The following is a 13,007-nucleotide window of genomic DNA, read 5'->3' on the forward strand; positions in this document are numbered from 1 at the left end:
GTATTGTTTTGAGTCATATAGTTGTAGGTCTTGATATCGGAACAAGTTTTATACGTGCAGTTATCGCAAAGGTAAGCGAGGCACAGTCTGATAAACCTGAGATAGAAGTAATAGGTTTTGCAAAGAAACCTTCTCAGGGTGTGCGCAACGGTAATATTGTTAATCTTGATGCCGCAGCAAGTGTAATTAAATCCACTATTGATGCCGCTGAACAGGAAGCAGGGGAAGAAGTTGTTTCTGTATTTACTGCTATTGGTGGTTCTCAGACAGAAAGCATCCTTTCTACAGGAAGCTGTGGTATTGATAAGAAAAATCGTAATAATAAAAACTTTCTCGCTCAGGTAGATGCAGACGCAAAAAGAAGGGCTGTTGAACAGGCTACAAAGCAGCTTTTTCCTCTGGGAAAGGAACTTATACAGATTATTGCCCGTCAGTATTCAGTAGACGGAATTTCAGAAATAAAGGATCCTATTGGTTTTCAGGGGGTAAGGCTTGAAGTTGAAACCCTTTTGATTACAGCTTCTGTAACTGCAATTGAAAATATCAGGGAATGTGTAACAAGGGCTCAGTATTTTCTTGAAAACAAGATGAGCTGTAAGGTTCTTGCTGCCTCTGAATCAGTTCTTGTAAGTGAAGAAAAGGATCTGGGGTCAATTGTAATTGATCTTGGCGGCGGAACAACAGATTACATGGTATGGACAAATGGTGCTCCTGTTTATTCATCTTCAATTAATATAGGGCAGTCAATTGTTACCAGCGATATTGCAACCGTTAAGGGTGTGCCTTTTAACATTGCAGAAAAAATCAAGCTGGAATACGGCTGCTGTTATATGAATATGGATGACCTTAAGGAAGAGGTTATTATTCCTGGTGTGGGAGGAAAGGCTCCGGAACTTACCAGCAGACAGGAAATTTGTGCTATCATGGAAGCCCGTATGCGTGAACTTATGGGTATGGTAAAAAAGGATGTCATTAAAAATTCCGGAATAAAGTGCCTCAGGGGCAGTATCGTTCTTATTGGTGGCGGCGCCCTTATGGAAGGTGTTGCAGAAATGACTCAGGAAGTATGGCAGACTTCCAGTGTAAGGGTTGGTTGTGTCCGCTCCCTTGGTTTTACTAAGGATGATTCATACAGGGATCCTGATTTTGCCACAGCCTGTGGTCTTGTTCTTTTAAACAGGGAAGCAGGTAATACGGAAAAGACCAGATATAAGAAGGCTTCTTCGGAAGATAGTGGCATTTTTGATAAAGCTAAAGGTTTTCTTAAAAAATTTTTTTGATATAATATCTTTATGTGGTCCCTATGGGGATGGGGATTTTTCAGGTGGGAGGAAATATGCTGGAAGATTTGGAAGTTGTAGAAAATACTCAGGATATGTTTAAGGCCAATCCTACAATTATCAGGATTATTGGTTGTGGTGGTGGAGGTTCAAACTCCGTAAAAAGAATGATTCAGTCTGGTGTTACAGGCGTTCAGTTCTTTGTTCTTAATACTGACCTTCAGGCCCTTTACAATTCTCCGTCTCCAAATAAAATTTCAATTGGACAGACAATTACCGGAGGACTTGGTGCCGGTGGAAATCCAGAAGTTGGAAAACTTGCTGCTGAAGAAGATGCAGAAAAAATCAAGGAAATAGTTACCGGTGCAAATATGGTTATCCTTACTGCCGGAATGGGTGGTGGTACAGGTACCGGATCAGTTCCTATTGTTGCAAAAATTGCTAAGGAAGCAGGTTGTCTTACTGTTGCAGTTGTTACAACACCTTTTGCCTTTGAACGTGAAGTTCGTATGGAAAATGCAAAGGAAGGCATTAAGCAGCTTCGTGATAATGTAGACAGCCTTATTATTATTCCTAATGAACAGGTTTATCATCTTGATGACAGAAAGCCAAGAAACATGAAGGAAGCTTACCTTGTAGCTGATGAAGTTGTATGTCAGGGTGTTACAGGTATTACTGAACTTATTACAAAGGAAACAGTACCAAACCTGGACTTTGCCGATGTAACTACAATTATGAAAAACCAGGGAGATGCAATTCTTGGTGTAGGTTATGGTGAAGGTGAAAACCGTGCCACAGATGCAGCTCTTGCTGCAATTTCAAATCCTCTTCTTGCAGATTCCAAAATTGACGGTGCTACAAAGATTCTTATTAATATTGAAAGCGGATGTGATGATTTTTCAATTACACCTGATGAACTCCGCGATATTTCAAGAACAATTACTACGACAGCTTCAAAACATCTTGAACTTATTTACGGTTCCCTTGAAAATCCTGAAATTACTACAGACAAGCTTCGTGTTACAGTAATTGCAACAGGCTTCAGCAATTCTTTTGATGAAGAAGATGACGAAGATGTAAGTTCCGGTAAGGATGATGATTCAGATGTAATCGGATATACAGAATTTTCTCATGTATTCGGTGGTACTTCATCCGGTTCTCCTGCATACAGCGGCTTTAAGGCTCCAGAAGAAAAAGCAGAAGAAAAGGAAGATGTTCCTGTTTCCGTAAAGGAAATTTTTGGCCACGGAAAGGCAGAGCCTGAAGATTCTGATCAGGCAGAAGAAGATATTTCTGAAGAAAAGCCTGTAAAAAAGGTTTCAAGATTCCCGGAAGGATATAAAGTTAATAGAAATGATATTAATACACCTACATTCCTTCGTAATCTCTCCAGGGAAATAAACCTTACTGACGATGATGAGTAGTTTTTAAGGGAAAAGGGGTATTTTAATGGAGGAACTGGTTCAGGAATTTTACGATGATCTTGTTCTTACAGACAGAAGGTCATCCCTGACAGCTTCTACTTACTCTTTTTCGGTTCAGGAATTCATCAAATGGATGAAAAATGAGTCCCTGACCCTGAATACTGTAAAGTTAAAGGATTTTGTTTATTACTTTTTATGGAGAAAAACCTGCGGTAACAGGGAACTTACAGTAGCAAAGGATGTTTCTGCCTTAAGGGCCTTTGGAAATTTTCTTGTAAACAGGCATATATGGACGGAAAACATACTTGTTGAGCTTGAAAGGCCTAAAATTAAGCGTAATGTGCCGGCTGTTTTTTCTGTAGATGAAGTAGATGCCTTTCTTGCATCCATAGATTTAAAAAGTCCTTCCGGTATAAGGGACCGGGCTTTATTTGAACTGATTTACAGTTGCGGTCTGCGTATAAGTGAAGCCTGCGGACTGGATATTGCAGACATTCACTTTGATTCCTCTTACATAATTGTTACAGGGAAGGGGAATAAGCAGAGAATGGTTCCTTTTGGAAGTGAAGCAAAAAAGTGGCTTGAAAAATGGCTGGAAGTAAGGCCTGAGCTTTTAAAAGGCAGGACAGAGGCTAAGCTTTTTGTTAATTACAGGGGGCAGCCTATAAGCCGTAAGGGTGTCTGGAAGAATTTTAAAAAGTTTGAATCTTTAAGCGGGGTTCATGGAAAAGTTCATACATTAAGGCATTCTTTTGCAACCCATCTTCTGGATGGAGGGGCAGACTTGCGTTCAGTTCAGGAGCTTTTGGGGCATGCTGACCTGGCCACAACTCAGATTTATACACATGTAAATGATAAAGAGCTTCAGGATTACCATGATGAGTTTTTTCCTGGGCATAAGATTTCTTTTGAAGAATGGGAGAAAAAAAATGAAGAAGACTAGTTTGTTTGCTGCTGCCCTTGTTTTTATTTTTGCAGGTGCTTTTATGACTTCCTGTGATTCAAATTATAAAACTGTAAAACGCATGCAGAAAATGGAAGAAGGTATTGATCATCCCACTACTAAAGAAGAACTTATGGAAGCTATAAAAAAGTATGATAAAAGGGCTATTGACCTGGTTACTTCTCAGGCTCAGGTGGGAATCTGGTATAAAATCCTTGGTACCCGCTATCTTGATGAACAGATGTATTATCAGGCTTATGAGGCTTTTGACAAGGCCCGTGTCTATTATCCTTCCAATGCCAATATTTATTACTGGATGGGCGTTTGTGCAGGTTTTATGGCAAATTCTGTTCTTGTATATGATATTAACGGTAAATATGATGAAGAAAAAATGACTCAGAAGCATAATTATCTTCTTCTTTGCGAACAGGCTTATTTACAGGCTTTGTCATTGAATCAAAAGTATTATAAAGCCATGTATGGAATAGGTGTCCTTTATGTATTCCAGATGCAGGAATATGAGAAGGCAATTCCTTATCTTGAGAGATTCCTTGAAACTCAGACTAAAAATATAAAGGGAATGGAAACTCTGGCTAATGCTTACGCCTGTTCCGGTTCTCTGGATAAATCAATTTCTTTATATGACAAAATTATAAAATTAAATCCTAATAAAGAAGATACAGCAAATGCTGCTGCCTGTAAAAAGAAAGTTCTTGACGCCAAAGCAGGCCGTTAGGTAACTTTTAGGTGTGAATTCATTAGATATTGCTATTTCCTCAATTACTTTCCTTTCACTTAAAGAAAAGCTACTATTAAAGACAAATCTTGACAGTTTGGACAAACTTGCTGTACTGTCTATAGAAGATATCAGTGAAATTACCGGCCGTGTCCATTCAAGATGCGTGTGGAATCCTGAGCAGACAGCTGCCCTGGCAGAAAAAAGTCTGGCTCTGGCTCTTTCTTACGGTATGGAGGCTCTTTGCTTTAGTGAGGAGGCATATCCCCTTCTTCTTAAGCATGCTTTTGATGCTCCCTATATGATTTTTTACAGGGGGAACATTGAATGCCTTTATAAAAACTGTATCTCTGTTGTGGGAACAAGGCGTCTGGACATTGATGCTGCCAGAACTGCATTTGAATTTTCCAGGGATGCCTGCAGGGCCGGTTTTACTGTTGTAAGTGGTCTTGCTGACGGCACAGATTCTTTTGCCCATAAGGGGGCTGTAGCTTCAGGACTTTCAATGCCCACTGCTGCTGTTTTGCCTTGTGGTACGGATTCTGTAGTTCCTCTGGCAAACAAAAGTCTGGCCCTGGAGATTTTAAAAAGGGGCGGCTGTCTCTTAAGTGAGTATATTCCCGGAACACCTGCTGAAAAGTGGCGTTTTGTACAGAGAAACAGGATTATTGCAGCCTTATCCTGTGCTACGGTGGTAGTTCAGGCTCCGGCAGGAAGCGGGGCACTGATAACGGCAGATTTTGCCCTTGACTATAACAGGGAGCTTTTATTTTGCAGCTGCTGCAGGGATGAGGGCCCTGTCAGGCAAAAAAAAGCAGGATTGAAGTCAGGAAAAGTTTTGAAATCACCCGGAGATTACCTTAAAGAAGGTGCCCCGGTAATAAATAATTTTGCAGATTTCATTCAGGTGATGAAAGATCCTCCCGGAATGCATGCCTGCAGTAAAAAAAGTCAGATGGAATTATTTGACGCATGAGGTAATTATGGCTGAACAGGAAAAAACTGTTGCAAAAAAAACTAGAAAATCTCAGAAAAAGGGACAGACTCTTGTTATAGTTGAGTCTCCGGCTAAGGCTAAGACTATTGAGCATTACCTTGGAACAGGTTATGTGGTAAAGGCTTCTATGGGACATCTTATTGACCTTCCTAAGAGCCGTATTGCTATTGACGTAGAAAATAATTTTGAACCTGAATATATAACTGTCCGGGGAAGGGCCAAGCTTCTTAAGGAACTTCAAAAAGATGCTAAGAACTCAAGTCATGTTTATCTTGCATCGGATCCTGACCGTGAAGGAGAAGCAATTGCCTGGCATTTAAATCGTGCCCTTAAAGAAAAGACAACCGCAGATATTAAACGTATTGAGTTTAATGAAATTACTCCTCTTGCAATTAAGGAAGCCGTAAAGCATCCCCGCGAAATTGATGATGCAAGAGTTGATGCCCAGAAGGCCCGTCGTGTTCTTGACCGTCTTGTAGGTTATAACCTGAGTCCCCTTCTCTGGAAAAAGGTTAAGAATGGTCTTAGTGCCGGTCGTGTACAGTCAGTAGCATTAAGGCTTATTTGTGAAAGGGAAGCAGAAGTAGAAAACTTTATTCCTGATGAATACTGGACCCTTGATGCTGATTTTACTAAGGGAAGGACAAAGTTTACTGCCCAGCTTACCCAGTATAAGGATACAAAACCTGAACTTAAAAATGAGAATGCAGTAAAGGAAATTATTGCAGAGATTCAGAATTCCAGCTGTGTGGTAAAGGAAATTAAGGAAACAGAAAAAACTGTTCGTCCAAAGGCTCCTTTTACTACATCAAAACTTCAGCAGGCCAGTGCAAACCGCCTTGGTTATACTTCAAGAAAAACCATGCAGATTGCCCAGCAGCTTTATGAAGGTATTCAGATTGGAAGTACCCGTGTCGGTCTTATTACCTACATGCGTACAGACTCTACCCGTATTTCTCAGACAGCTATTGATGATGTACGTGACTGGATTTCTAAAAACTATCCTGAAGATCTTCCTGCAGAAAAAATTGAATATGCAGTAGGTAAAAGTGCTCAGGATGCCCATGAAGCAATCCGTCCTACCTATGTTAAGTATACACCTGATTCCGTAAAGGAATATCTTACCCGTGACCAGCACAGACTTTATTCAATAATCTGGGAACGTTTTGTCAGCTGTCAGATGAATAATGCAAAAACAAAAACAACCAGTGTTGATATTCAGGCAGGAGATGCCCTTTTCCGTGTTAGTGCTTCCAAGCTTAGTCACAAGGGTTTTTATAACGTAATTAAAACTCTGTCTTCAAAAGAAGATGTTACAGGAAACCTTCCTTCCCTTAAGATTGGAGAAGAGGTTAAGAGTGATAAATTTTATCCTGAGCAGCATTTTACCCAGGGACCGTCACGCTATACAGATGCCAGCATGGTAAAGACTCTGGAAGAAAAGGGTATTGGTCGTCCTTCAACCTATGCTCCTATTATTTCTGTTCTTCTGGACAGGTATTATGTAACAAGAAGCAATAAGCAGCTTGTTCCTACAATGCTTGGAAAAATTATCTGTAAGATTCTTGTAGAAAGCTTCCCTGAAGTAATTAATGAAGAGTTTACTTCTGAAGTAGAAAACGACCTTGATAAAGTAGAACAGAATCAGCTTGTCTGGAACAATATGATTGGTGACTTCTTTGGTCCTTTTAAAAAGCGCCTTGATGAAGTTACGGAAAAAGCAGAAAGCCTTAAGGGTACACTTGATGAACCGACAGATATGGTTTGTGAAAAGTGTGGTAAACCTATGGTAAAGAAGCTTGGCCGTTTTGGTTACTTCCTTGCATGTTCAGGATTCCCTGAGTGCCATAATACCAAGAGTATTCCTCTTGCAAAGTGTCCACGCAAGGGTTGTAACGGAAGTATTGTTGCCCGTAAGACTAAGGGAAGGGGTAAGGAATTTTACGGATGTACAAATTACCCTGAGTGTGACTTTATTTCTCACTTTAAGCCTATTGATGTTTACTGTCCTAAGTGCGGCTGGTTCCTTGTTGAAAAGTATGACAAAAAGAACGGTACATATAAGAGTTGTATAAATCCGGATTGTGATTACCTGCATTCAGCAGAAGATTCTGTAGCTGCAGAAAGTGCAGGAGAAATTCCTTCATCAGGAGACAGCAAAAAATAATAGATGGATAGTGGAGAAAAAAAGCATTCCCTGGAGGAATGTGTTCAGGAGTACATTGTTTATCTTGAGGGTGTAAAATCTCTTGCGGAAAAAACTGTCAGGGCGTATAAGGATGATCTTAATCATCTTATGTTGTGTCTTGGCAGGGATAAGGACATTACTTCTGTTTCTCCAGAAGATATCAGGCGCTGCATGACTTCTTTAAGCAGCAGAAAATATTCCGTAGCTTCCGTAAACAGGTTTTTGTCCGGAGTAAGGGGGCTCTTTTATTACTGCCGCAAGATGGATTATATAAGTTTTAATTTTGCAGGCCAGATTCATCAGCTTAAAAAGGCTGTCAGACTTCCTAAGTTTATGTCCCAGGATGAAATTGACAGTCTGTGTTATCAGGCCAGAAGCGGTAAGTTTTTATGGTCACAAAGGGATACTGCGATCTTTGAAATGTTTTATTCATCAGGCTGCCGTGTAAGTGAACTTGTAAGCCTTACTTTTAAGGATTTTTCTGAAGACTTAGGCAGTGCCATGATTATGGGAAAGGGTGGTAAATCCAGAAGAGTTTTTTTTAGTCAGGATGCAGTTAAGTCTTTAAAAAAATATCTGGTTTCCAGAAGAAAAAGATTCCCTTCTAAATGGCTGGGCGGCGGTGAATATGTAGACAGGATTTTTCTTAATCAGAAGGGTGGTGCCCTGAGCGTAAAGGGTGTCTGGTTTATTGTGAATCTTTACAGTGGAGAAAGGGGGCTTAAACGTCATATTACTCCCCACAGCTTCAGGCATACTTTTGCAACCCAGCTTATGAATAACGGAGCTGATATAAGAAAAGTTCAGACTATGCTGGGACATGCAAGTATCAGTACAACTCAGTGTTATACTCATGTTACAGCAGACAGGCTTAAGGAAATATACGAACAGGCTTTTCCTCATACTTAAGGAAAAAATAAAAGATGGCGGTAAATAAAGCCGCATAAATATATGGAGTTAAAATGAATGACGAAAACAAAATACGCAGTACTACAGTTATTGCCGTAAAGAAAGACGGAAAAATTGCCATGGCCGGAGACGGACAGGTTACTATGGGTAATACAGTAATGAAGGGTAATGCTCATAAGGTACGTAAGATTTATGACGGTAAAATTCTTACAGGCTTTGCAGGAGCAACTGCAGATGCCTTTACTCTTTTTGATAAATTTGAAGAAAAACTTAAGGCTTACAACGGGGATTTAACCCGTTCTGCTGTAGAACTTGCAAAACTCTGGAGAACAGAGCGTTCCATGCAGAAACTTGAAGCCCTTCTTCTTGTAGCAAGTTCAGACAAGATTCTTTTGATTTCCGGAAGCGGTGATGTAATTGAACCGGAAAACGATATACTTGCCATTGGTTCAGGTGGAAACTATGCCTATGCAGCTGCTATGGCTTATATGGAATCAAGTTCCATGTCTGCCAGGGAAATTGCAGAAAAATCCCTTAAAATAGCAGGTCAGATTTGTATTTATACAAATTCACATATTACAATTGAGGAACTTTAATTATGGATAAAATAGAAGTTAATAAAGAAGGTATTAAAGATGGTCTTACTCCTGCCCAGATAGTAGAAAAACTTGACAGCTACATTATCGGACAGAATAAGGCAAAGCGTTTTGTTGCAGTTGCATTAAGAAACCGTCAGAGAAGACTTAAGCTTCCTGAAGAAATCAGGGATGAAGTTGCACCTAAAAATATTCTCATGATTGGACCTACTGGATGCGGTAAAACAGAAATTGCCCGCCGTCTTGCAAAACTTGTAAATGCTCCTTTCTTAAAGGTTGAAGCTACAAAGTATACGGAAGTAGGTTATGTAGGCCGCGATGTAGAAAGCATGGTAAGGGATCTTATGGCTGTTGGCATTAACATGGTTAAGGCAGAAATGCAGGAGACCCTTAAGGATAAGTGCGGACCTATGGTAGAAGATGAACTTCTTGACCTTCTTCTTCCTGGCAGTTCCGTTAAAAAGCCAAAGGCAGATGGTGGAAAAAAGCCTGGTATTCATGTTCTTGGAAATATCTTTGGAGAAAACTCACCGGTACAGGGAGGGCTGATTCAGATTGATATGCCTAAGAAAAATATTTCTTCTGCAGACAATGATTTTATTGCTGCCATGAATTCAATGGCAGAAAGTGCTGAACGTCAGGCTCAGGATGAAGCAAAGGTAGAGGAAGAGAAGGCTAAGGCTCAGGCAGAAGAGATGAAGGATACAAGGGAGAAATTCCGTGAAATGCTTCGTGAAGGTAAGCTTGAAGACCGTACGGTTGAGATAACAGTTCATTCTGCTCCAAAAATGGGAATGTTTGGCGGCGGAAATATGGAAGATATAGAAGAGAGTCTTTCTGGACTTCAGGAAATGCTTTCCGGTGGAACTTCAAAAAGAAAGACTGTAACTGTTCGTGAAGCAAGGGAAATTCTTCTTGCCCAGACTCTTGAAAAAATTACTGATAAGGACAAGGTTGCAGAAGAAGCAAAGCAGCGTGTTGAACAGAGCGGAATTATTTTTATTGACGAAATCGATAAGATTGCAACCAGAGGCGGAGAAGGTGGTCGTGCAGAAGTAAGCCGTGAAGGTGTTCAGCGTGACATTCTTCCAATTGTTGAAGGTTCCAATGTAAATACAAAGTGGGGTGTAATTAATACTACTCATATCCTATTTATTGGTGCCGGAGCCTTTAGTGTTTCTGCTCCAAGTGACCTTATTCCGGAACTTCAGGGACGTTTTCCTCTCAGGGTTGAACTTGAAGCCCTTACAAAGGAGGACTTTAAGAGAATCCTTACTGAACCAAAAAATGCCCTTGTAAAACAGTATGAGGCTCTTCTGGGAACAGAAGGTGTTAAGCTGGAATTTGCAGATGAAGCTGTGGAACAGATGGCCTTTATTGCAGAAGATGTTAATTCCCATGCAGAAAATATTGGTGCCCGCCGCCTTCATACAATTATGGAAACAGTTCTTGAAGATTTAAGTTTTTCTGCAGATACAAAATGCGGACAGACAGTGGTTATAGACAAGGCTTATGTTGACGGAAAACTTCACGGAGTTGTTCAGGATCAGAATCTTGAACGCTATATCCTTTAGTTTTTCTGTTTATATATAGATTTGATTATGGAGGTAAAAACATGCATGTAAAATTCGGATTAAGTCAGAGCGAATTCGAAAGCCTTATTGATGCACAGGATTACAAAACTCTTGAAGAAAAACTTCGTGGAGCCCTTAAAGCTGAAAAAATTCGTGATGGTGATTTTCAGCAGTGCTACGACTGGCTTAAAAAAACAGCTGCAATGAATGGTAAGAGTCTCTAAGATTTTTTCCAGATTGAATCAAAGAGGGCAGTTTCTGGTTTTGGTGCCGGAAGCGGCCCTCTTTTTATTTAAGAAAAGTTTAAAAGTGGGTATAATAAAAAATATGAAATTATTTAAATATTTAGCAGCTGTTTTATTTTTTGTTTTTTTATTTACAGGGTGTTCGTCTGATGACGAAAGGACAGAGACCGAAGTAAATTATTCCCTGTCTTTAACGGCTTCCTGTGAGGAACTTACAAATCAGGATTTGCAGATTGTACTTGTTTCAGAAAATCAGATTGCTCAGGCTGCCTGGTATAAAGGAAATTACAGTGGCAGTGGTAAATCCATAATTGAATCATCAAAATCTACTGTCATAGAAAAGGATGGAGAAAACTGGGCCTTTACTGTTTCTGAAAACGGAATTTATTCAGTTGGTGCAAAAACTTCCGACGGTAATTATATGAAGGCTGCCCTTACCCTTGGTAATATTGATAAAACAGGACCTCTTGAACCTTCAAATCTTTCTTTAAAATATAATGGGGGCGATACAATGGAAGTAAGCTGGACTGATCCCCTTGCAGAAGATTTAAGTGACAGCCCTGTCTCTTTAATTAAGCTTTGCTGGTCTTTAAGCGAAGGAAACTATTCTCAGGAATATAGTCTTGATGCCGGAAGCCAGTCCTTTACCATAACAGGGCTTACTCTTTCAGAAAGTGATTATATTACTCTTCTTATTTATGCTGTTGATGAACTTGGAAATGAAGGAAATATAAAAAGTGCCGTAAGGTATTTAAAATCTTATTCTGAGACAGAAAAAACTCCCGGGAATATTATTACAACAGAGGGAACCCTTACACCTGAAGCTTATCAGGCAGCAGGTCGTAGTGATGCCCAGGCTGTTGTTGCTTTTGTTAATGAAAGCGGGGTTCCTGTAGGAATGGGACTTAATCAGACTGATGGAAATGTTTTATGGTGTACCAATGAAAGCGGGACTTATTATTCTTCTTTAAAGGAAAATATCTGTACTCCTTCTGTTTCTTCTTCATCATTTATAACTGAAGACGGTTCAACAGTAAGTTATAATTCAACAAGTTATTCCAGTACTTCCTATTCCAATCTGACTTTTACAGGTGATACAGATGGTAGTGATAACTGGGATTATATAAAAAGTGTAGACGAAGAATGTACTTCAACTTCTTCTGATATTGCCCTTTATTATCCGGCCTTTGCCTTTATAGAAAATTATTCTTCCAATGAATATGCTTCAGGCTGGTATATGCCTTCGATTGCTGAATTGTGTCATGTTACTGAAAATATTACAGCTATAAATGAAGGAATGGCAGCCTGCGGTGGAGATTCAATAGGGGAGCACTGGTACTGGTCTTCTTCTCAGGCTGATAATTCTGAAATCAATGTATGGACTTTAAGGGTTATTTCTTCTGGTGATGAATGCAGTCAGCTTCTTTCTACATCCTCTGCAGGAAGTAAAACCATTACTTTTGATTATGAAGAAGCAGCAGAAGGCTCTGATATGGCAGGAGATAATGAATCTACTTTTGGCACTATTGAAATCAATGTTTCTACCGGAAGTCTTATTGGTGATTCCCTGGAGCTGGAACGCATTGGCCTTACTACTCTTACAGATAAAGAAAATCCATTTTGCGAGGATCTGGGAATTACTGTGACTACTTCTGTCAGTGGCGCAAAAATTTATTATTCCTTAACTACAAGGCTGGATGATGATAATTATTCAACCGACGGAAGTCTATATGAAGAAACAGACGATAAAGGTTATCCTGTTTATATTCCTGTTACCAGTACCTGTACCCTCTGGGTTGTTGTCGTAAAGTCTGGAGAAGTTGTTGCTTCCAATTACAAGGTCTTTTCAAAGTTTAACAGAAGAGAAATTTACTCTAATGGATATGTAATTCCTTTAAGAATTTTCAACTGATAAACTTAAAAAATTATAAGGATGGGGGATAAATAATAAAATATTATTTGAATATTTAAAATATTTATAAGTCTGCTTCCATCCTTTTTTTATAATTGCTCTCATGAAAACGAGAGCATTATATTCAGTATTTATTTTTGTTCTGGCTGCCATGAGTTTTTTTTTATGCAGTGAATCTGAAAGTTTTTGTACAGTTGATTATA

General features: G+C 39.5%; 11 protein-coding genes. All 11 read left to right on the forward strand.

Going from position 1 to position 13,007, the window contains the following annotated elements:
- Nucleotides 1–8: 8 nt before the first annotated feature.
- The 11 genes from ftsA (at nt 9) to K6D58_RS00815 (ending at nt 12,804) form a co-directional block, all read left to right on the forward strand.
- The gene (gene ftsA / locus K6D58_RS00765; protein ID WP_296826549.1) at nt 9–1,280 is read left to right on the forward strand and encodes a cell division protein FtsA; all 1,272 of its coding nucleotides are present in this window, start codon (nt 9–11) and stop codon (nt 1,278–1,280) included.
- A gap of 56 nt (nt 1,281–1,336) precedes the next feature.
- The gene (ftsZ, locus tag K6D58_RS00770; protein ID WP_296826551.1) at nt 1,337–2,704 is read left to right on the forward strand and encodes a cell division protein FtsZ; all 1,368 of its coding nucleotides are present in this window, start codon (nt 1,337–1,339) and stop codon (nt 2,702–2,704) included.
- 25 nt (nt 2,705–2,729) lie between these two features.
- Entirely contained in the window at nt 2,730–3,647 is a 918-nt protein-coding gene (locus K6D58_RS00775) for a tyrosine recombinase (RefSeq protein ID WP_296826553.1), read from the forward strand.
- Nucleotides 3,634–4,383, forward strand: coding sequence for a tetratricopeptide repeat protein (locus K6D58_RS00780; RefSeq protein ID WP_296826555.1), 750 nt, complete (start codon nt 3,634–3,636; stop codon nt 4,381–4,383). Before K6D58_RS00775 ends, K6D58_RS00780 begins: the two co-directional genes overlap by 14 nt.
- Before the next feature lie 13 nt (nt 4,384–4,396).
- A complete protein-coding gene (locus K6D58_RS00785; protein ID WP_296826557.1) occupies nt 4,397–5,359 on the forward strand; it encodes a DNA-processing protein DprA in 963 nt (320 codons plus the stop codon).
- 7 nt (nt 5,360–5,366) lie between these two features.
- Entirely contained in the window at nt 5,367–7,547 is a 2,181-nt protein-coding gene (topA, locus tag K6D58_RS00790; RefSeq protein WP_296826559.1) for a type I DNA topoisomerase, read from the forward strand.
- A 3-nt stretch (nt 7,548–7,550) separates the two neighbouring features.
- Nucleotides 7,551–8,477 carry a tyrosine-type recombinase/integrase gene (locus K6D58_RS00795; protein WP_296826562.1) on the forward strand — a complete coding sequence of 309 codons (927 nt, stop codon included), beginning with the start codon at nt 7,551–7,553 and terminating at the stop codon, nt 8,475–8,477.
- A 53-nt stretch (nt 8,478–8,530) separates the two neighbouring features.
- Nucleotides 8,531–9,073, forward strand: a complete 543-nt coding sequence (gene hslV / locus K6D58_RS00800) for an ATP-dependent protease subunit HslV (protein WP_296826564.1) — start codon at nt 8,531–8,533, stop codon at nt 9,071–9,073.
- Nucleotides 9,074–9,075: 2 nt separating this feature from the next.
- On the forward strand, nt 9,076–10,647 hold the full coding sequence (hslU, locus tag K6D58_RS00805) for an ATP-dependent protease ATPase subunit HslU (protein WP_296826566.1): 1,572 nt from the start codon (nt 9,076–9,078) through the stop codon (nt 10,645–10,647).
- Between the two features lie 41 nt (nt 10,648–10,688).
- Nucleotides 10,689–10,871: a hypothetical protein gene (locus K6D58_RS00810; protein WP_296826567.1), complete on the forward strand. Its 183-nt coding sequence runs from the start codon at nt 10,689–10,691 to the stop codon at nt 10,869–10,871.
- Between the two features lie 103 nt (nt 10,872–10,974).
- Nucleotides 10,975–12,804, forward strand: coding sequence for a fibronectin type III domain-containing protein (locus K6D58_RS00815; protein ID WP_296826569.1), 1,830 nt, complete (start codon nt 10,975–10,977; stop codon nt 12,802–12,804).
- Nucleotides 12,805–13,007: the final 203 nt, after the last annotated feature.

This window comes from Treponema sp., assembly GCF_024696245.1.
GTDB lineage: Bacteria > Spirochaetota > Spirochaetia > Treponematales > Treponemataceae > Treponema_D.

Coding starts and splice junctions, on each gene's coding strand:
- topA (WP_296826559.1), top strand. CDS start 5,367: ATGGCTGAACAGGAAAAAACTGTTGCAAAAAAAACTAGAAAATCTCAG.
- K6D58_RS00780 (WP_296826555.1), top strand. CDS start 3,634: ATGAAGAAGACTAGTTTGTTTGCTGCTGCCCTTGTTTTTATTTTTGCA.
- K6D58_RS00775 (WP_296826553.1), top strand. CDS start 2,730: ATGGAGGAACTGGTTCAGGAATTTTACGATGATCTTGTTCTTACAGAC.
- K6D58_RS00815 (WP_296826569.1), top strand. CDS start 10,975: ATGAAATTATTTAAATATTTAGCAGCTGTTTTATTTTTTGTTTTTTTA.
- hslV (WP_296826564.1), top strand. CDS start 8,531: ATGAATGACGAAAACAAAATACGCAGTACTACAGTTATTGCCGTAAAG.
- K6D58_RS00810 (WP_296826567.1), top strand. CDS start 10,689: ATGCATGTAAAATTCGGATTAAGTCAGAGCGAATTCGAAAGCCTTATT.
- hslU (WP_296826566.1), top strand. CDS start 9,076: ATGGATAAAATAGAAGTTAATAAAGAAGGTATTAAAGATGGTCTTACT.
- K6D58_RS00795 (WP_296826562.1), top strand. CDS start 7,551: ATGGATAGTGGAGAAAAAAAGCATTCCCTGGAGGAATGTGTTCAGGAG.
- ftsZ (WP_296826551.1), top strand. CDS start 1,337: ATGCTGGAAGATTTGGAAGTTGTAGAAAATACTCAGGATATGTTTAAG.